23 protein-coding genes are annotated in these 17,325 nt (G+C 60.9%); 7 read left to right on the forward strand and 16 right to left on the reverse strand.

What is annotated here, in order from left to right:
- Positions 1–37: 37 nt before the first annotated feature.
- Both DVK03_RS18800 and DVK03_RS18805 read left to right on the forward strand, forming a co-directional pair.
- Positions 38–721: a flavodoxin gene (locus DVK03_RS18800; protein WP_199717509.1), complete on the forward strand. Its 684-nt coding sequence runs from the start codon at positions 38–40 to the stop codon at positions 719–721.
- A gap of 112 nt (positions 722–833) precedes the next feature.
- A complete protein-coding gene (locus DVK03_RS18805) occupies positions 834–2,198 on the forward strand; it encodes a restriction endonuclease (RefSeq protein WP_115803958.1) in 1,365 nt (454 codons plus the stop codon).
- 13 nt (positions 2,199–2,211) lie between these two features.
- Here the strand turns inward: DVK03_RS18805 and DVK03_RS18810 are convergent, their stop codons facing one another.
- The 15 genes from DVK03_RS18810 to DVK03_RS18880 form a co-directional block, all read right to left on the reverse strand.
- Positions 2,212–2,784 carry a hypothetical protein gene (locus DVK03_RS18810; protein ID WP_044957538.1) on the reverse strand — a complete coding sequence of 191 codons (573 nt, stop codon included), beginning with the start codon at positions 2,782–2,784 and terminating at the stop codon, positions 2,212–2,214.
- 61 nt (positions 2,785–2,845) lie between these two features.
- Positions 2,846–4,066: a homing endonuclease associated repeat-containing protein gene (locus DVK03_RS18815; protein ID WP_158599093.1), complete on the reverse strand. Its 1,221-nt coding sequence runs from the start codon at positions 4,064–4,066 to the stop codon at positions 2,846–2,848.
- Positions 4,067–4,202: 136 nt separating this feature from the next.
- On the reverse strand, positions 4,203–4,598 hold the full coding sequence (locus DVK03_RS18820; protein ID WP_021780411.1) for a hypothetical protein: 396 nt from the start codon (positions 4,596–4,598) through the stop codon (positions 4,203–4,205).
- A gap of 73 nt (positions 4,599–4,671) precedes the next feature.
- Positions 4,672–5,037, reverse strand: coding sequence for a hypothetical protein (locus DVK03_RS18825; RefSeq protein WP_115803957.1), 366 nt, complete (start codon positions 5,035–5,037; stop codon positions 4,672–4,674).
- 3 nt (positions 5,038–5,040) lie between these two features.
- On the reverse strand, positions 5,041–5,532 hold the full coding sequence (locus DVK03_RS18830; protein ID WP_115803956.1) for a hypothetical protein: 492 nt from the start codon (positions 5,530–5,532) through the stop codon (positions 5,041–5,043).
- 1,121 nt (positions 5,533–6,653) lie between these two features.
- On the reverse strand, positions 6,654–7,916 hold the full coding sequence (locus DVK03_RS18835) for an RNA-guided endonuclease TnpB family protein (protein ID WP_115803955.1): 1,263 nt from the start codon (positions 7,914–7,916) through the stop codon (positions 6,654–6,656).
- A complete protein-coding gene (locus DVK03_RS18840; RefSeq protein WP_115803954.1) occupies positions 7,913–8,110 on the reverse strand; it encodes a hypothetical protein in 198 nt (65 codons plus the stop codon). Before DVK03_RS18840 ends, DVK03_RS18835 begins: the two co-directional genes overlap by 4 nt.
- Positions 8,100–8,303: a hypothetical protein gene (locus DVK03_RS18845; protein ID WP_199717513.1), complete on the reverse strand. Its 204-nt coding sequence runs from the start codon at positions 8,301–8,303 to the stop codon at positions 8,100–8,102. The genes DVK03_RS18840 and DVK03_RS18845 overlap by 11 nt, the downstream gene beginning before the upstream one ends.
- A 109-nt stretch (positions 8,304–8,412) precedes the next feature.
- Positions 8,413–8,835, reverse strand: a complete 423-nt coding sequence (locus DVK03_RS18850; protein ID WP_115803952.1) for a hypothetical protein — start codon at positions 8,833–8,835, stop codon at positions 8,413–8,415.
- Between the two features lie 121 nt (positions 8,836–8,956).
- Entirely contained in the window at positions 8,957–11,329 is a 2,373-nt protein-coding gene (locus DVK03_RS18855; protein WP_199506024.1) for a cation-translocating P-type ATPase, read from the reverse strand.
- A gap of 60 nt (positions 11,330–11,389) precedes the next feature.
- Positions 11,390–12,136 (reverse strand): helix-turn-helix domain-containing protein, encoded by a 747-nt coding sequence (locus DVK03_RS18860; protein ID WP_115803950.1) that lies wholly within the window; start codon positions 12,134–12,136, stop codon positions 11,390–11,392.
- A 61-nt stretch (positions 12,137–12,197) separates the two neighbouring features.
- Positions 12,198–12,482: a hypothetical protein gene (locus DVK03_RS18865; protein ID WP_115803949.1), complete on the reverse strand. Its 285-nt coding sequence runs from the start codon at positions 12,480–12,482 to the stop codon at positions 12,198–12,200.
- Between the two features lie 37 nt (positions 12,483–12,519).
- Complete coding sequence (locus DVK03_RS18870) at positions 12,520–13,182, reverse strand: DUF6735 family protein (protein WP_115803948.1); 663 nt, start codon at positions 13,180–13,182, stop codon at positions 12,520–12,522.
- Positions 13,183–13,250: 68 nt separating this feature from the next.
- Complete coding sequence (locus DVK03_RS18875) at positions 13,251–13,631, reverse strand: hypothetical protein (RefSeq protein WP_115803947.1); 381 nt, start codon at positions 13,629–13,631, stop codon at positions 13,251–13,253.
- 91 nt (positions 13,632–13,722) lie between these two features.
- Positions 13,723–13,911: a hypothetical protein gene (locus DVK03_RS18880; RefSeq protein ID WP_006183366.1), complete on the reverse strand. Its 189-nt coding sequence runs from the start codon at positions 13,909–13,911 to the stop codon at positions 13,723–13,725.
- Positions 13,912–14,204: 293 nt separating this feature from the next.
- On the opposite strand from DVK03_RS18880, the gene merB reads away from it, so the two are divergent.
- Positions 14,205–14,771 (forward strand): organomercurial lyase, encoded by a 567-nt coding sequence (merB, locus tag DVK03_RS18885; RefSeq protein ID WP_158545166.1) that lies wholly within the window; start codon positions 14,205–14,207, stop codon positions 14,769–14,771.
- Positions 14,768–15,139 carry a DoxX family protein gene (locus tag DVK03_RS18890; protein ID WP_115803945.1) on the forward strand — a complete coding sequence of 124 codons (372 nt, stop codon included), beginning with the start codon at positions 14,768–14,770 and terminating at the stop codon, positions 15,137–15,139. Before merB ends, DVK03_RS18890 begins: the two co-directional genes overlap by 4 nt.
- A gap of 12 nt (positions 15,140–15,151) precedes the next feature.
- Here the strand turns inward: DVK03_RS18890 and DVK03_RS18895 are convergent, their stop codons facing one another.
- Positions 15,152–15,451, reverse strand: a complete 300-nt coding sequence (locus tag DVK03_RS18895) for a helix-turn-helix domain-containing protein (RefSeq protein WP_115803944.1) — start codon at positions 15,449–15,451, stop codon at positions 15,152–15,154.
- A gap of 163 nt (positions 15,452–15,614) precedes the next feature.
- Here DVK03_RS18895 and DVK03_RS18900 point away from each other — a divergent pair, with 163 nt between their 5' ends.
- From DVK03_RS18900 to DVK03_RS20575, 3 genes are all read left to right on the forward strand, one after another.
- Complete coding sequence (locus DVK03_RS18900) at positions 15,615–15,953, forward strand: Zn-dependent oxidoreductase (protein ID WP_115803943.1); 339 nt, start codon at positions 15,615–15,617, stop codon at positions 15,951–15,953.
- A 110-nt stretch (positions 15,954–16,063) separates the two neighbouring features.
- Positions 16,064–16,615 (forward strand): hypothetical protein, encoded by a 552-nt coding sequence (locus tag DVK03_RS18905; RefSeq protein WP_115803942.1) that lies wholly within the window; start codon positions 16,064–16,066, stop codon positions 16,613–16,615.
- A 17-nt stretch (positions 16,616–16,632) separates the two neighbouring features.
- On the forward strand, positions 16,633–17,121 hold the full coding sequence (locus DVK03_RS20575; protein WP_115803941.1) for a hypothetical protein: 489 nt from the start codon (positions 16,633–16,635) through the stop codon (positions 17,119–17,121).
- The last annotated feature ends 204 nt before the right edge of the window (positions 17,122–17,325 follow it).

Raw genomic sequence — 17,325 nt, forward strand, 5'->3', positions numbered from 1 at the left:
CAACTAGCGCCTCAGTAATCTGAGCAGTCACTCCACAATGAGAGAGAATACCCTAAGCACTTCGAACGATTCAGAGCTCGATAGAACGAGTCGGCGTAAACTGCTAGGGGCAGCTGCAGTGGCAGGAGGGGGCTTCCTTGCGGGATGTATACACCAGAGCGGGTCCGAGACGGAAGAGCAGAATACCCCCTCCCAAACTGCGGATGAGGACAGCGTACTGATCGTGTTTTTCTCTCGTACGGAAAACACCCAAGCTGTCGCTGAAATCATTCAACAAGAAGTGGGTGGAGAGCTGTTCGAAGTGTTGCCGGCAGACCCGTACCCCGTCGATTACGACACGCTCGTCTCACAGGTAGACCAAGAAAACGAAGAGGGCTACACCCCGTCTCTCCAATGTAACGTGGAGAATATTGAGGCGTATGACACCGTATTTTTCGGTGCCCCGACGTGGGATATGCAGTTGCCACCGCCGATGAAGACCTTTCTGAGTGAACACGATTTGGGCGGGAAGACTGTGGTCCCGTTCAATACGAATGGTGGGTATGGCGTCGGGAGTAGCTTTCAAACGATAGAAGACCGCTGTCCAGATGCCGACGTACGGGAGGGCTTCTCCACGAGGGGTGGGTTGGAGAGAGATGGTGTGTACCTGGCGATCAAGGATGATCGGAGAGCGGAGGTCAGGGCCGAAGTGACTGACTGGTTGCAGAGAATTCAGATGTAAGCTCAGTCTTGCCAGTGTTGCGGCCGCACCCTCTCAGGGATTCACCAAACAGGATGGCGTAGCGTTCGGCAACGTATTTGGCAGTTGCAACGTACTGTCCACATAATTGAGGATGGCTGTACTGGACGATCTCTCGGGGTTCGAGTTCGAGGACGTGATGGAGGACGTGTTCCGCAACCTCGGCTACGAGAACGTCCGCCAGGCCGACCGCACGGCTGACGAGGGTCGCGACGTCATTATGGAGGAGGTCGTCGACGGCACGCGGCGCGCGATCATCGTCGAGTGCAAGCACACGGGGACGGTCGGGCGGCCGGTCGTCCAGAAGCTCCACTCCGCCATCGCGACATTCGACTTCGACGGCCCGAAACGCGGAATGGTCGTCACGACCGGCCGGTTTACGAACCCTGCTCAGGAGTACGCAAACCGCCTCCAGCAGAACGACGACCCACACCCAATCGAGCTGCTCGATGGCGAGGACCTCCGGGAGATCGCCGACGAGATCGGCCTCGACCTCTACAACGGTCGCATCGAGATTCTCTGCGACGAGACGCTCCGCCCGTACGATCCGGCCGCCGACATCGACGCGCCAGTCACGGAGGCGTTCCGCGACATCGAGAACATCGAGGCCGCCGACCTCCCAGACCCACACTCATCGGTGACGTTCCGCCCGGTGGTCGCGGTCACCGCGGACACGAACGCTGTCTTCGAGACGTCGGTGGGCGTCGTCCACCGGATCAACGACCGGACCCGATTCGTCGCCCACGCCGAGCGGGGGCAGCCGCAGGTCGTCGACGAGGACGTCGCGACGCTGGTCACCGAGAACCTTCACGCGACGGTCGACCTCGATACCGAGCAGTTCGCGGAGGTGTTCGATGACGTCGAGGAGCGCCGGTTCGGGCAGACCCAAACCGAGTACAAGGAGTGGGCCGTCGAGCGGCTCCAGCAGCACCACACGACGACGGTGACCTACACCGGTGACAACAACGTCACGTACAACAAGACCTGCGAGCCGAACCGCTCGGACATCTCCGTCCAGTCGATCGAACCAGTGTACCTCCCGGAAGTTCGGCACACTACCGACATCCAGGAGTACACCTACCCCTACGAGTACTACGCGGCAGGCCCGTCGAGAGTGACCGCCGAGGACGGCATCCATCAGTGCGTCCACTGTGACACGAGTGGCGTAACCGAGACGTACACCTACTGTCCGAACTGCGGGGCCATCGCCTGCTCCAGCCACACCAAAACGGAGCGGCTGGAAGGCGAGCCGATCTGTACGGGGTGTGCGGTGACGGAACGGTTCGCGCTGAAGACGAAGTACTTCTACGACGAACAGAATCTCGAGGCGTTCCGCGAGGAGTACGCCGCGATGCCGCTTCACGAGAAGGCGATGGAGAACAAGTGGCTGGCTGGGGGGAGCGTGGTCGCGACGCTGCTGCTCGTCGTCGGACTACTCGTCATCGGCGGCATCATCTGAGCGGGCTAAGCGTTCACGCCGGCTCAGCGACCACCTCTTCGAGCGCGTGCTCAAGCGGGCCGTGGAACTGCCAGCTGGCCCGCTCGAAGGCTCCCTCGGTCGGACCATCCCAGCGCGGGAAGGCGGAGTGACCACTCACCTTGACGGTCCACTCGGACGGCTCCTCGAACGGGTTCCGGGTCGGGAGCTCGACGACGTAGAGGTACTCCTCGTCGCCGTGAATGCCGTCGGCTGGGTTCTCGACGCCGTGTCCGAGCAGGAACATCGGCTGGTCGAGGTGCTCCATATTGTCCGGCTCGAGGAGATCCGCTGGCTGTGTTGCGTCGATTGTTCGATCTGGGTCACCATCCAGATACAGGTCGATCGTCGAGAGCTTGTCGAGGAACACGAACGACGCTGCCGTGTAACCCGGTCCTCGCTCGGCACGGGTCGCGTCGAGAAGTTCCTTCAACTGCGCAAGATCGCGAAGCACGCTCTCCGGGTAGCCATCCGAATGTCGGTACACTTGCGCGACGCGGTCGTTATCGGTTGGTTCGCCGTCCTGGTCCACTCGTTCGACGAATCTGAGTTGACTCCGTGTCGACATCGATCATCGCCGGCACGTGTGCGCCGGCACCCCTCACCGGCGCAAAAACAACTCGCTCCGTTCATTCGGGCGGTGGAAGAGGTTGAATCGGGAGCTGTTCGAGTTGTCTGTGACAGCCCGCACAGACTGTCAGTAAGTTCTGCCGCACGTCGGCATCCTCGAGTCCTTGATCGGAAGCTCCGACAAACTCTGACCGCGGGATTCGATGATGGACGTGAAGATCCATCCCGTATTCGTCCTGATGCCGTTCGCGAGCCATTCCACACCAAACGCACTGTTCATTGTCCCGGCGGATGACCTCTTCGCGCTTGATGTGCCAATTCTCGCCGAACCGCTGCGTGGGTCGGAGGGTCTTTCGCAGCAGGTACTCCTCCAGTATTTGTTGATCACTTGCCCGGAGTGCCGCTTCCCACGATGAGAAGATTCGCCGGATTGGAACAGGCGAACAGGACCCATATTTTCGAACGTCTGTTGTCGTCGGTGGGCGACCCAACCGCTTGTAGAGGGTCCGTAGCTCCTTACAGGCTTCCTCCTCGGTGAAGGGATCCGGTTGGTTTAGCGAGGCTCCAACCGATTGAAGCGCAGCATTCCACGACCCAAATCTCCGCCTGTAGGGTTCGGGGCTGTATTCCCCATGCTCGATCATATCCCGCTTGCGAGGGGTTCGATCCAACTCATCAATCAGGCGTTCGAGTTCCGTCTGAAGTTCGGCTCGGGACAGCGCATCCGGCTGGTTTGAGCCATATCCCGCGGCCTCCAGCGCCTCGTTCCAGCTACCGAACTCCGATAGGTACACCCAGCTACTGAACGTCCCTTCCTCATCCATTTCGGCAGCGGTCGGCGACGAACCAAGTCGGCTTCCGAGACGCCGTAACTCGGCAAGGAGTTCGTCACAGTTCACTTTCCACTGTTTTGTAGGCTGATGACCCGCTTTTCGCAGAGCATCGTTCCAGCTGCCGAATCGATTCTGATACGTCGTTACGCTGTACCTCCCTTGCTGCTTCATATCCTGCTGGCGCGGTGTCCTATCTAGTTTTTCAGTTAGTCGATCAAGTTCCTCCAGTAGCTCTCGGTCTTCGATATTCGCTGTGCTACTGTGCATCGGTTCCAGCCCTGCTTCCTCTACTGCGTCGTTCCAGCTCCCGAACCGGTCTTGATATGTTGATCTCGAATAGGAGCTCAATTCGTCTATTTCACGGAGTGAGGGCGGCCGACCGAGTTGATCCGCAATGGATTGGAGTTCCTCTATGAGTTTCTCAGCGGGAATACGACTCGGACTCATGTTCTCACCGGTGGCGTCACCAATCGCGGACGGATTCACCCATCTTGGTATATGAATATTCAGGACCCGCACTGGCTCGCCGGCACCCCTCACCGGCGCAGAAACGACATCACGAGTTGTCGATATTCGAACTTCGCTATGCGAGATGCGCCACCTCGTTTGGTTCCTCGACGTCATCGAACTCGCCGCGCTTGACAGGGTCCCAGTCCTCACCCGGCTCTGGACTCCACCAGTCGACCTTGTAGGCGCCCGGTGCGCCGAAGATTTTCACGCGGGCCGACCCATCAGGCAGGTCGCGCCGCAGTTTCTCGTCGACGTGGAGGTTCCAGGTCGTGGTTGAATCGAAGCAGGCGAGCACGGCCTCCTCGTAGCCGCGCGTCTCTCGGGATTCCTGGAGTTCGACCTGGGTGTTGCAGTTCTTGCAGAACACCCCCTCGAACGGGATGTGGGTGAAGACCTCCTGCCCGCAGACGGGACACCAGAGGAACTCGAACAGTGCCTCGCTGTGTCGGTCAAGTACTTCGAGACTCATTGGTTGACTCACCCGGTCGTACCGGGCCACCACCTCGTGCCCGGCCGAAAAACAGCGCCCACCGCTCACTCACTCACCGTTCGGCGCCGTAGACGATGCGTGAGGGGGCTTCGTACCCACAGTCGGGGCAGTCGTACCATCGCTGGATTTTCGCCCCGTCTGCTGCCTTCTCGCCGACGCGAACGTCGTTGTTCGGACACTCCGGGCAGCTGAGGTCCGGGGCCGGCCGCTCCCGGAGTTCGTCACGGAACGACGTCGCGTCCTTCGTCTCGTACCCCCGCGACCACACCGGGTAGCCGTCGACGAGAATCACCCCGCGCCACTTGTACCGGTAGGAATCCGGGGCTCGATGCAGGACGGCTCGCGCACCGGTCTCGGTGTTCCGATACGCAAGCGTCGGCGAGCGGCTCTCGCGTCGCCAGTTGGTGATCCTGGGCATTATTCAGAAGTGGACGTCAGCGGGTACGATCCAGAGCTCCTCACTCTCCTCGAGGAGTCGATCCAGCTGTCCACGGTGACGAATGCCGGTTCCGTGTTCGGTGTACAGGAAGATCGTCGGGCCGTCGTACGCACCGACCTGGTGGAAGGCGTGCCGGGCGAGGTCCTCGTCGCGCATGATCTCCTCGTCGGAGAGCTCGTCGATGGCCTCTTTCACCCGGTCGAGATTACGCTCGAATTCCTCCTTCGTCGCCTCCCAGCCACGCTCGAGCAGGTCCTCGCCGTCATCAGAGTCGACGGGGGCTGCCGTCGGCAACTCCCCCCATCGTGCCTTCCCCGCAACGGACGTGTCCTCTTCGTCGAAGGTCACAAAATAGTCGAATCTTGCGCAAGAATGCGGCTCAGAGCCGACTAACCGATCGAACACCGCTTTGCCTGTTGCCAATGCTTCGTTTTCTGTCGATGCCTCTACGAGCGCATAGATGACCATATGCATCTGAACCACTCCAACGCCCGTCGGTACAGTCACCGACGCGCGCCACTCTCCCGCTGGCGCGAATAGACAGCTACCAGAGGAGACGATGAGTCAGGGGACCGTACGAAACAGGCCTCACTCAGTAGATAGATTCGTTCAGTACAGGGTGTTCAGTGACCAGTTGTTTCTGACTGAAATATACCTGAAAAAGAGGATTTCATCAGAGCCGGTCATGGTGAATTGCCGCTGGTCTGAGCAAACTTTATTAATTTCTTGAGGCTAAATAGTTTCATTCCAACATCAAGACGATTGACGTTGAGCAGGCGATGGATCGCTTTGACAGTGGCACTATTCAGTGTCGTTCTCTTAGCAGGTTGTCTGTCAGGGCCGATTCTCGGAGATCAAAATCAAGAAGGGCCGGTTTCGGTCAATCTCACGAACGCGGCGGGTCAACCGTATGACTTTCGCGTTGTTGTCGCAGAAAGAACACTAAACAATAACGAAGTAATTGTCCGGGAGGAAACCGGTGAGGCCAGTTCAATCTCACCGGGCCAAGGGTCATCGACATATGGATTTTCCCGTCCGGGTGAAAACAGTTCGACTGTGTCCGCAGTAGAGGTGCCATCGAATATTTCGTTTATCCATTCCGAGGAGACACTTCAGCCCGGGGAATCAGTCCGCAGTAACATTGGCGAGTTCGAGACTGGCTGGACGGTTCTCGTCATCGTTTCCCGGCAAGACCGAGTCCTGTGGATGTATACCATCTCTTGTGGGAACGGAGACCTCGTCGGACTCGAAGTGACAATGACGCCGAACGGCACCTCGTCGGGGCGGTACTGTCGGTGAGTCCCCATCTTGCTCTCTCTCGAAGTGTATTGACGAAATGTCATTATGGCAGGCAATATCTGCGAGTAGAATCCCGACGAAAGCGGTCCTTGCTAATCGGCAGTTTCGGTAATCGCGCAAGTACACTGAGTAGCTATCTCAGTATCTGACATTCGAAAATAAATCTCCGTAACCCCTCAGTCCAATAGAGCCGATATTCCTGAATTGGGTCACTTCTCTTCGTCAAACGTAACGTATTGACGTCCACCTCGAATCGAGGATCCCCCACGCTGGAAGCAGAGTTCCACGGGAGTGACTTACGGGTTTGTGCGCTGTTCGTTGGGATTTGTCTCGAACTCAGGGGCGTCTGTGGTCGAACGCCACTCGTGATTGTCCCACTGGAACCGCACGGGCCGCGCCATCGGCCTGACTTGCTGCTCGGTGTTCCGCCGGAGGAATGTCTCTGCTGCGGTGAGATCGGCGTGTCCCTCGAACCCGCAGGGACAGGTCAGCGTCTCTCGATGCCGAACCGTCTCGTCCTGCTCTCCGCACTCCAGACACGTCTGGATCGTCCATGCCTCACTCTTCTCCACTCCCTCGATCCCATACTCCTCACAGACGGACCGCAGTTGATCGACGAACTGCTTGAACGCCCAAAAGTTCTCCAGCATCTCGTTGATTTCAGGGGATGGTTGGATTTCGATGACGCCGGTGAGCTCGCCGATGTACACCGTTGCGATCCCCTCGTCGTGCAACCGTTCGACGAGGTCACGGATGAGGGCGTTCTGGGCATGGGTCCGCCGGCGAGAGCGTTTGCGGTAGAGCCGGCGGATTCGCTGGCTCGTGTCCCGCTCTGGCGGCAGCTTGGATGACAGGCGTGCGATCTCTTCGGTTGTCGTCCGGAACTGCTCGAACAGCTCCTCACCGTCGTAGAGGTACTGTTCCCCTGTCGTGGTCGTACAGGCAACGAGATTGTTGACACCGATATCGAGGGCGGCTTCTTCCGAAGCCAGTGGTGAATCCAGTTCCGAGTCGTCGACTGAGACTGGTTGATATGCCCGATAGGTGTCTTCGACCTCGTCGTATTGAATCTCCAATTCCCCCTGTTCGCCGGACCACTTCGGATCGCCACGTACCTCCAGCCGGAGCCGTTCGTAGTACCCCAGTCCATACTTCTCTTTGAGTTCCTGGCCGACCGGAATTTCGATCCGGGAGTAGTCGCCCCACTCGATCTCGTACGAATCGTTCCGAACGAACAGCCGGAGATCTCGCCCGTCCTCTTGATTCCCCCAGTAGCCCGGTGGGGACGCGTCTTCACCACTTTCCAACAGCGCGAAAAACGACTTCCAGGCGGCGTTGTTCTTTCGTGTCACCGTCTGGACGCCGGCAGCGCCGAGTTGGCCTTTGTACTGTCCGCGAAACTCATTGGTCTCCCAGATGTTCTCGTCATCGAAGAACCGCTGGCGGCGGGCATAGGTCAGCTCGTTCCAGAAGCTCGCCGTCGCGTCCATGACCTCTTGCAGGAGGGCTTCGTCTGATTCCGAGAGGGGACGTACCTCGAAGGTATTGGTCCGCTTCATCGCTGTTGCAGATCCTGCTGGTCAGGGTGTTCCCACTGTCGTGGAATGTAGCCGAGGCGCTCGATCTCGACGGCCTGCTCACGGAGGAGACCGAGGAGAACTTGTTCGGGAACGCCTACACGGGCCTGTTGGGCCAGCAGACTCTGGAGCGCCTCACGGGCATTCTCGATGGCTACGGGATCGTTATCGCCCATCGGTGCGCTCCCGGGTATCCCCGGTTTCGTATTTGAATGTTGGCGGCGCCGTCCGGCTCTGAGAGTTACAGTAAGCTCGACCGAAGACGGCGCCGGCGTGTGGGTCCGCGCCGACCAGGCGGTCGAACACCGTCTTTCCGGTGGCCAGCGCGTCGTCGTGCGTCGATGCCTCTACCAGTGCGTATATCACCATATGCATCTCGAACACCTCGAAACGCCGACGCACCGGGGGTCGTTGCTCGCTCCAGCTGCGCCGGCACCCATCGCCGGCGCTCGAAAAACCTGCTCGTGACAGCGGATTCTCAGGCCTCGTCCGCTCGTTCGACAGTGATGGTCAGGTCGCCCGACGCGTAGTCAGCCTCGAAGTCGACGACGAACGCGTCCGCTTCGTAAGCGGCGTGGTAGGCGCGGTGGCGTTCGAGCGAGCCTGTCGCCTTGAAGTGGAAGAACGCGGCCGCCGTGTAGGGCTTGCTCTGCGTCTCGATTTGCGTCTCAACTGACGCTGGAAGTGCGATCTGGGGCGTCTCCGTGTCGATACTCGCAGCGAACTCCTTCGCTTCCTCGACGGTTGCTTGCGAATGTACCGGTGTCTCGTCGGTGAGCACGTTCACCGGTGTTTCCGTCTCGTCGGTGAACAGGGCGTCTTCGAAGGTGTGTGTCCCGAGGATCGCCTCGGGATCCAACTCGCAGTCGTGAAACGGATCGTCGTCTGGATTCTCGGGCATCAAATCACGAGCCAACGGTGGGGCTCAGTCCTTTCTGCCCCAGACAAACCACAACTTGTCTCGATGTAGCGGAGGTAAGTCCCGAAAGAAGAGCGTCCTGCCCGCACTTCCCGCCGCAGAATCAGGCGTCGATGATTCGATCGGGCTCGATTCGTGACAACCGCATCGCGTTCCCGGTGACGCCGAGGCTCATCCCCATATCTCCGACAACGACTGCCAGCGCAACGCTGACCAGGCCCAGCGGCACGCCTAACGCGAGCATGAGCTTCACGCCGAGGCTCGCCCAGATGTTCTGCCGGATCACGCCGTTAGCCGTATGCGACAGGTCGTACAGGTACGGGAGTTTCCCGATGTCGTCGCCCATCAACGCAATATCAGCCGTTTCGAGGGCGGTGTCGGTGCCCGCCGCGCCCATCGCGATGCCGACCTCCGCAGTGGCGAGCGCGGGGGCGTCATTGATGCCGTCGCCGACCATCGCAACCTCCCCGTACTCCGCCTGTAACTCTTCGACTGCGTCGACCTTCTCGTCGGGCAGGAGTTCGGCGCGATACTCATCGACACCGACCTGCTCGGCGATGGCGCGGGCGGTGCCCTCGTTGTCGCCGGTCAGCATCACCACGCGCTCGACGCCCAGCTCGTGCAGGCGTTCGACAGCCCGCTTCGAGGCCGGGCGCACCTCGTCGGCGATGGCGATTGCACCCAGCAGTTCCGACTCCGTCCCGACGATAACGACCGTCTTGCCCTCCCGCTCCAGTGAGGTGAGCGCGTCCTCGGCGAATGCCCCGTCGTCGTACTTGGCCGCCTCTTCCGCCGCGACGCCGCCGTCCGTCTCGCGGCGTGCCCGAGCGAGGTCGAAGCCCAGCTCCTCGAAGAGCGCGGGCTTGCCCGCATAGTACGTCTCGCCGTCGATCTCCCCGCGGATGCCCTTTCCGGTGAGGCTCTCGAAGCCACTCGGGTCGGGCAGGTCGCCCACGCCCGCCTCCTCAGCACGGGCGAGAATCGCCGCAGCGATGGGGTGCTCACTGCGCCGCTCCAGCCCGGCGGCGCGACGGAGCAGATCATCCTCAGTAGTGTCGCCGACCGGGACGACATCGGTGACGGCGAGTTCGCCCTTCGTGAGCGTCCCCGTCTTGTCGAGCGCGACGGCATCGACTTCGCCCATCGCTTCGAGGTAGTTGCCGCCCTTGATCAGGACGCCGTTCTTCGCGGCGCTGGTGATGCCCGACACCACCGAGACGGGTGTGGAGATGACGAACGCACAGGGGCAGGCGATTACCAGCAGGGTGAGCCCGCGGATGAACCAGGTCTGCCAGTCGCCGGCGAAAGTGAACCCGTACCCGGCCACGTCCACCGAGATGGGGTCGGCGATAACCAGCGGCGGGATAGCGGCGGTCAGGATTGCCAGCACGACGACGAGGGGTGTGTAGTAGCCGGAGAAGCGGTCGACGAACTGCTCAGACTCGGTCTTCTTCGCCTGTGCGCCCTGTACCATCTCGATGATGCGCGAGAGCGTCGAATCGCCAGCGGTCGAGGTGACCTCTACCTCGAGGTACCCCTCTTCGTTGATCGCGCCGGCGTAGACCTCGTCGCCGGCAGTCTTGTCGACGGGGACGCTCTCGCCCGTGATCGGCGACTGGTCGACTGCACTCTCGCCGTCGATGACCGTTCCGTCGAGCGGAATCTTGTCGCCGGGGCGGACGACGACGGTCTCGCCAACGTCGACCTCCTCGGCGGGAACGGTCACTTCCTCACCATCGCGAAGGACGGTCGCCTCGTCGGGCGAGAGTTCCATCAGCTCGCGCAGGGAGTCCCGTGCCCTGTCCATCGCGTAGTCCTCGAGCAGCTCGGCGATGCTGAATAGGACGGCCAGCGTGGCGGCCTCGACGAAGTAGCCGATACCGGTCGCCGCGATGATCGCCGTTCCCATCAGCAGGTCGATGTCGAGGCTTCGGTTCTTCGCGGAGTAGTACCCGCTACGGACGACGGGGATGCCGCTGGCGGCGACGGCGCCGAGGAACAGGACATCTGCGATGTGGAGCGGGTACTCGAGGACGCTCGCCACCGTGACGTTCTGTCCGGTGAGGAGGAATTCGAAGAGGAGGCCGAGCGTGACGAACGCCGCGCCGAGCCACGTCTTCTTCGCGCGAGGACTCGTCCAGACCTCCGATGGTGGCGCGATGTCGACGCCGTCGGTCGCCTGGTTGTCCTCATCATCGCCCTCAGCGTCCGAGCCCCCGACGACCTCGTAGCCGGCGCCTTCAATCGCCTTGATTACGTCGGCTTCGCTAGTCCGATCAGGGTCGTACGTGACGTTGGCCGTGCCGGTGGTCGGCTGGAGCGTGGCGTCAGTAATGCCGTCGACACGCTGGAGGCTCTTATCCACCTTTTGGGCGCAAGAGGGACAGTCCATCTCGGGAACGGCGAGGCGGGCGGTCAGCTCACGTCGCTGTCCGCCGCCGCTCGTTCCTCCTGCTGCGTCCGGATTCTCTGTCATCACGTCACGGTAGGAGCGGGAGTTCGATATGTCTTTGTTGGAATATTCCAACTTCACCCCTCAGTGGGATGCCAGCCGTTCTTCCGCTACCCGCTCGCCGGCGACATGTTGCTTCGCCAAATGTTCTTCCGCCCGACGGAGTCGGTAGGTGAGTGTTGACCGTGGCACGTCGAGATGCTCTGCGAGTTCTCCAACATCGACCTCGCGGGGTGATTCGTAGTAGCCGTGTTCGACGGCGGCCTGGAGAGCAGCCTCTTGGGCTGGAGGCAATCCACTCGGTGTTCCGTCGCTTCCCCTAGCTGATGTTGTGTCCGCTGTGCGGAGCATCTCCATCTGGGCGCACTCCCCGACGGCGACTTTGAGAGCGTCGAAGAACGCGGACACGTCGCCCTCTCCGGAGTGGATGAGTCGCCACGTGTAGTGGTGGCCCTCGTGACGAGTCTCAAACAGCACGCCGTCGCCGAGGTGGTCGCGAGCGATGTGGGGGACTGAGGCGCAGGTCGGAGTGCGCTCCCAATCTGAGTAGAGGATGAGCGCGTCGTCCGTGCGGTCGAGGACGCGGGTGGTCTGTGTGGCGTTGCAGTCCTCGGTGGCGAGACAGTCAGCGTAGTAGTCGCCGTTGAGAAAGGCGTCCTCGATAGCGTCGAGCGCCCCAGGTGTTCCGGTAGCATGGTCGACCCGCCAGAGACGTTCGGCAGTGGCGTGCAGCGAGAGCGAGCGGACGCGGGCGTCGGAGTGGTCGGCGAGAGCGTCAGCCACCCGGTTACAGCCCGGCTCGTATTCGAGTGCGAAGATGAGTTCGCGCATATCTTGTGTACGGCCTCCTACGACATAACCCATGGTCCGGGGTGTTGTCTACTGGCGGGTATCAGATCACGTCGTCCGGGTCGTGGACCTCCTGCATTCGCTGCGCTTCGGCCGCGTATTGTTCCTGGAGGTCTGGCTCATCGACCATGCCAAGATTGTCGAGTTCAGCATCGACTGCTGCCGTCGTATCTCGGACATCGGTAAATGAGGTTAGCGCCCGCTCCTTCCGATAGTACTGTTCTCCATCGGGTGTTGCGTAGGTGAGGATGATCAGGTTCTGTTCGTCATCGGAGTACGTCCGTTCGACAAGCCAAACACGAACGTCATCTTCAGACTGATTTGACATACTTAGACATCCCCCGATATCCACTAAGAGATTGGTGTTACGGCTTGCCGAGACTCGCTGTCTCGAAGGGTGATTCTCCGGTCGGAATGAGGAGCTCCTGTCGGTCTCCGACTCGCGCGGCCAGCTTCCGTTTCAGGTACTGTCTCGCCGTCGACGGCGTGAAGACGCCTTTGTCGAGCATGTCGCCGACGACGTCTTTGAGGGCCGCGAACTGTCCCTGGAGGTGGCCGTCGCCGACCGGCTCGCCGTCGTACCAACGCACCGTCGCAAGCGCGCCGTTCCCGACTGTTTCTCCCTGTTCGACCGTCTCTGAGTCGTACTGGAGGCCGAACCACAGCGTCCGATAGGCGGTCACCTCGAACGTCGTCGACACCACGAAGAACGCCTCGTGGTGGAGGTAGTCGAGATGGTCAGCGACGATCTCGTCGAGGGTGAGCCCGGTGGCGCGGGGCTTCGGCTCGACGACCGTCGACGGTCGATCCTCGTCGGCGAGGTAGCCGTCGACCGCATCTGCCTCGAGGCCATCGGCCAGTTCCGCCAGCAACTGTTTCGCCCACTTGGAGTCGGTGTCGTCGCCACCGAACGGCGACTCAGCCGAGATTCGGTGCTTGAGCTTCAGGTTCGCTGCGCCCCAATGGCTGTAGTGGAGCGTGTACTGTCCGTCTGTCCGTTCGTACGCAACGAGTGCGCGGTGTCCCATTGAACAATCACCTCGCAGGACGACCCACGACTGGATCGCCCCGCACCCCTCCCGGGGGACGAACAACGCTACTCGTCGATCGGTTCGGGGGAACTGAGGTCCGCGTGGAGGACTTCGCCGTCGCGAACGACGTATCGCTTGGCCAGGACTGGGAAGCGGCATTTGGTGAACCCCGCCGTCTGGATATCGAACTCTTCGTTGGCTTCGAGGTGGTTGGCGAGTTCTCGCAGGAATTCGTGGGTCACGATGCCGCCTTCGTAGTCTGGGAGGCCGTTCTCGCGCGCCTCGTACACTTCAAAGTCATCGTACCCCCAGATGGTGAGCTCTCCGTCTTCGGTCACCTCCCAGTTGAGCGTCCCGAAGCAGTAGCTCTCACAGAGCTCGCGGACTGCCTGTGGATCCGATACGATCGCGCCGGTCGACGTCGTCGCAGCTTGCAGTGTCGCCATGTCTGGAGTTCACGGGGTCGCCCCCGCACCCCTGTCGGGGGCGATAAACCAACGTGAGAGCTGCCTCCCTGGGCGTGGCCGGGGACTCCAGTTAGGAATCTGCGTGGGCGTCCGCCCCGGCTCCGTCGCTCGGCCGTGTGAGAAGGCTCACCTCTTCCAGGAGGTCTCTCGCGGTCTCGACTCGCTCTCGATCCGCGTCGTCCAATCGGTCGACGTCGAGTCGGTTGAGATTGCTGAGTATACGATGCATCCGGTAGCCCTGTTTGAACTCTTGCTCCATCGGAAGCGCCTCACCACTCGCCGGCGCGGAAAGACTCAACGTTGCGTCTATTAACAGCAATAATAGCTCGCTTTCTCAGTTCGTGTAGGACCCCAAGGTTCCTGTCGGTTCTAGTCCGGCCACTAACTTCGACTAGTCGAAGCGAATTCAACACTTCGGACTTGACAGTATAATTACTTCGAGTATAGATGTATAGGAGCATGTCTAATCAAGACTGCAATTGCGCCGACCCTTCGGTTGGCGAGAGTGACGCACAGACCCCCTCAACGGACAACTGGATCGAAGCACGACCGGTGAAGACCGCAGAATTCCCGACCCGCGTCGCAGACAACATGAGCCGGTTCTTCGGCGCCTCTATCGACACGTTCGACGACATGGTCGCGGCGATTCGCACAGTGGTCGAGGGGGACGGGATTGCTATCGACGAACTCTGTCACGTCGACGGCGAGACCCCGCACTACGCGAAGACGGCGAGCGAGACCTACTACTTCCGGTGTTTCTACGACGGGATCGCGCTCGCGAATCTCGTTGATGAACCCGTCGAAATCCGGACTGAAACTCCCACGGAGGAGCCGATCGAGATCCAGATGTCACCCGCGGACGGTGTCGACGTCACGCCGCCAGACGCGGTCATGTCCTTCGGCGTGACTACTGAGAGCGACGTACCCGCTGACGAGACGCCTTCCGCGCCGGATGTCTACGGCGCTGTCTGCCCGTACGTGAAGGCGTTCTACACTCGCGAGGACTACGAGCGCTGGGCAGCGGACGTGGCGGCCACCACGGTCGGTATTCCCCTCGACGCCGGCGTCCCTATTGCCGCCGCACTGACGGCACCCGCACAGTCGGAGGGTGCCCAATGAGCCTGGGGACCATCGCGCTCGCCGGTTCCCAAGCTCTGCTCGGACTCGTGGGCGTGGCTGTCGGCGGTGCGAAGGTCACCCATCAGGAGGACCAGGTCGAAGACTTCCAGCGATTCGGATATCCACAGTGGTTCCGAATCCTCACCGGTCTTATCGAGATTGGCGCTGGTCTCGCGTTGCTCGCGGGCCTGGTGTGGCTCTCCGAGTTTACCGTGGCGGGTGGAATTCTCCTAAGTAGCGTGATGGTGGGCGCAGTGGCCACGCACATCCGTACTGGCGATCCACTCTCGAAAACTACCGTGCCAGCGGTCCTCTTCGCCTTCACAGCGGGGCTGCTCATAATCCGTGACGTGACGATCCCGCTCTAACGGTACCGCTCCTTACTCCTGGCCAGTAGCGAGTTCCGTCTCGTCGATTTCTTCGGCCCACCTGAGCAGTGGTTCGAGGTGTTGGCCCAGTTCTTCACCGGTCTCTGTGAGTTCGTATTCGACCCGTGGCGGGATTTCGTCGTATTGCTCACGGGAGAGGATGCCGGCATCGACGAGTTCCTCGAGTCGCGTCGAGAGCGTCGAGCTGCTCACCTCCTCGAACGTCGCTTCGATGTCGCCGTAGCGGGCCGGGCCGATCGCGTCGACCACGCAGACGAGCTGCATCGCGTACCGGCGGCTGAGGAGGTCCATCACACCACCCAATGGACAGAGGTAGTCGTGGCCGAGAGGCGACGAGTCGACAGTATCAGACGCTGAATCGGGGGTTTCTGCCATAGCTTTCGTTCACCAGACCTTGTCCAATACTTCGGAGTTAACAGCATAAATAGTTCCGCATTCAAAGTAAGAACGCATTATGAGTCAAAACGACTCCAAGCGCGAGGTCGCGTGCACGCTCACTGAAGAACAAGAAGCAGAACGACGGGAGGACGTTCGGGCCCGCCTTGTCGAGCACTACCTCGGGTACGAGGAACACGAGAACGGCGTCATCGTCCGCTTCGACGGGACGGACGGGTCACTCGAAGCTCTCGCCGAGTTCACGTCGAACGAGTTGCAGTGCTGTTCATTCGCCGAATACGAGATCGCCGTCTCGCCCCCGTACGAGGAGACTGTTCTGACCGTCACTGGACCCGACGGGACGACGGAGATGTTCCGGGACGGGTTCGTCGACCGACTGGACGTCGAATCAGCCTGACTCACTCTGTCCGGTCGAACCACTTCGCGAGTTCGGCACTCTTGATTATACGAGACAGTACAAACATATATGAGAGTAGGACGCGAACACTGTCCCAAGAGGTGCCAACCATGACCGAATCCCCGCGAGATGTGGTCCAATCGTGGACTGAGTCGATGAGCGCCCGCGACCGCATTCGGGCGGTCGCCGAGTCACTTCGCGAACCCCGCTCAGTTAACTGGATCAGCGAGCAGGCCGACGCTGCCTGGAGCACGACCAACGAGGAACTGCAGGATCTCGTCGACCAGGGCCAGCTGCGTCGCGTCGAGGCCGGCGAGACGACGCGCTACCAGCCGGACTACACGCGACTGCTCTTCGAGGAGATCCGCACGCTCATTGAGGAAAACACCCGCGAGGAGTTGCGGAGTGAATTGGCCGCGATCACCGAGGAGATCGAGGAGTGGCAGGCGACCTACGACGTCGAGACGTGGGAAGAACTCGAACAGTCGCTCGCCGACGGCGACCTCGCAAGTGCGGAGCTCCGGGACCGCCGCGACGTCATCGCGTTCTGGCGCGAGAACGAGGAGGATCGCCGCCTCATCAAGCACGCACTGGAACTCTACTCCGATGTCGAAGCCGCCCGCGAGCAGATGACCGACGTGGCTGACCGCGCCACGAGCTAATCCTCCTCTCTCACAGAATGATCTTTCTTGCCGGTCGCGACCGCTATACACAGCGGACCCTCCTCCGCGACGTTCACGACCGATTGACGAACCAGCCAGGGTGTGAAGAGGTCCGCTATCGCCCGTCTCGACGCCGACCCCGGTACGTCATCGCGGATGTCGATCCGACGACGTTCCTGAGTGACTCTTACGACGCGGCGACAGCACGACTGGAGATTCGCTTCTGGTACCCCGCCGGCGTCGACCACGAATACTACCGCATCAACTGGGTCGAACCGGACCGAAATCTGATGCTCGGCTTCCACCAAGACGCCGACCATCTGGACCTTGGGCCCTGTCATATCCAACTCAATCACGAAGACACGCCGGTTGATCGGCACAAGGCGACGTTTCTCGATGCGCATCCACTCGCCGTCCTCGATGACCGACTACAGCAGTTCCCGGCCGCGCTAGATGCGATTCACTGGAAGAATGGAGCGCCCTCGCTCCCTACCTGGCCCGTCTAGACGCGAGTTCATCGAGCGTCTGGTGATGCGTCCGTGCCGTGGTCGGCGTGACGTTTCCGGACTCGGCGATGTCACGGTGCGTTACCCACTACCCCTGTTCCCGCCCCGATTGGTGGAGGCAAGCCGCTGCGAACTCTGCCTGATGAACGCCCGCCGTGACTGCCGTCGGACTTGAGGGTACTCACCGTATTAACCAACAGAAGC

It is taken from the genome of Haloferax sp. Atlit-109R (genome assembly GCF_003665865.1).
Taxonomy (GTDB): Archaea; Halobacteriota; Halobacteria; order Halobacteriales; family Haloferacaceae; genus Haloferax; species Haloferax volcanii.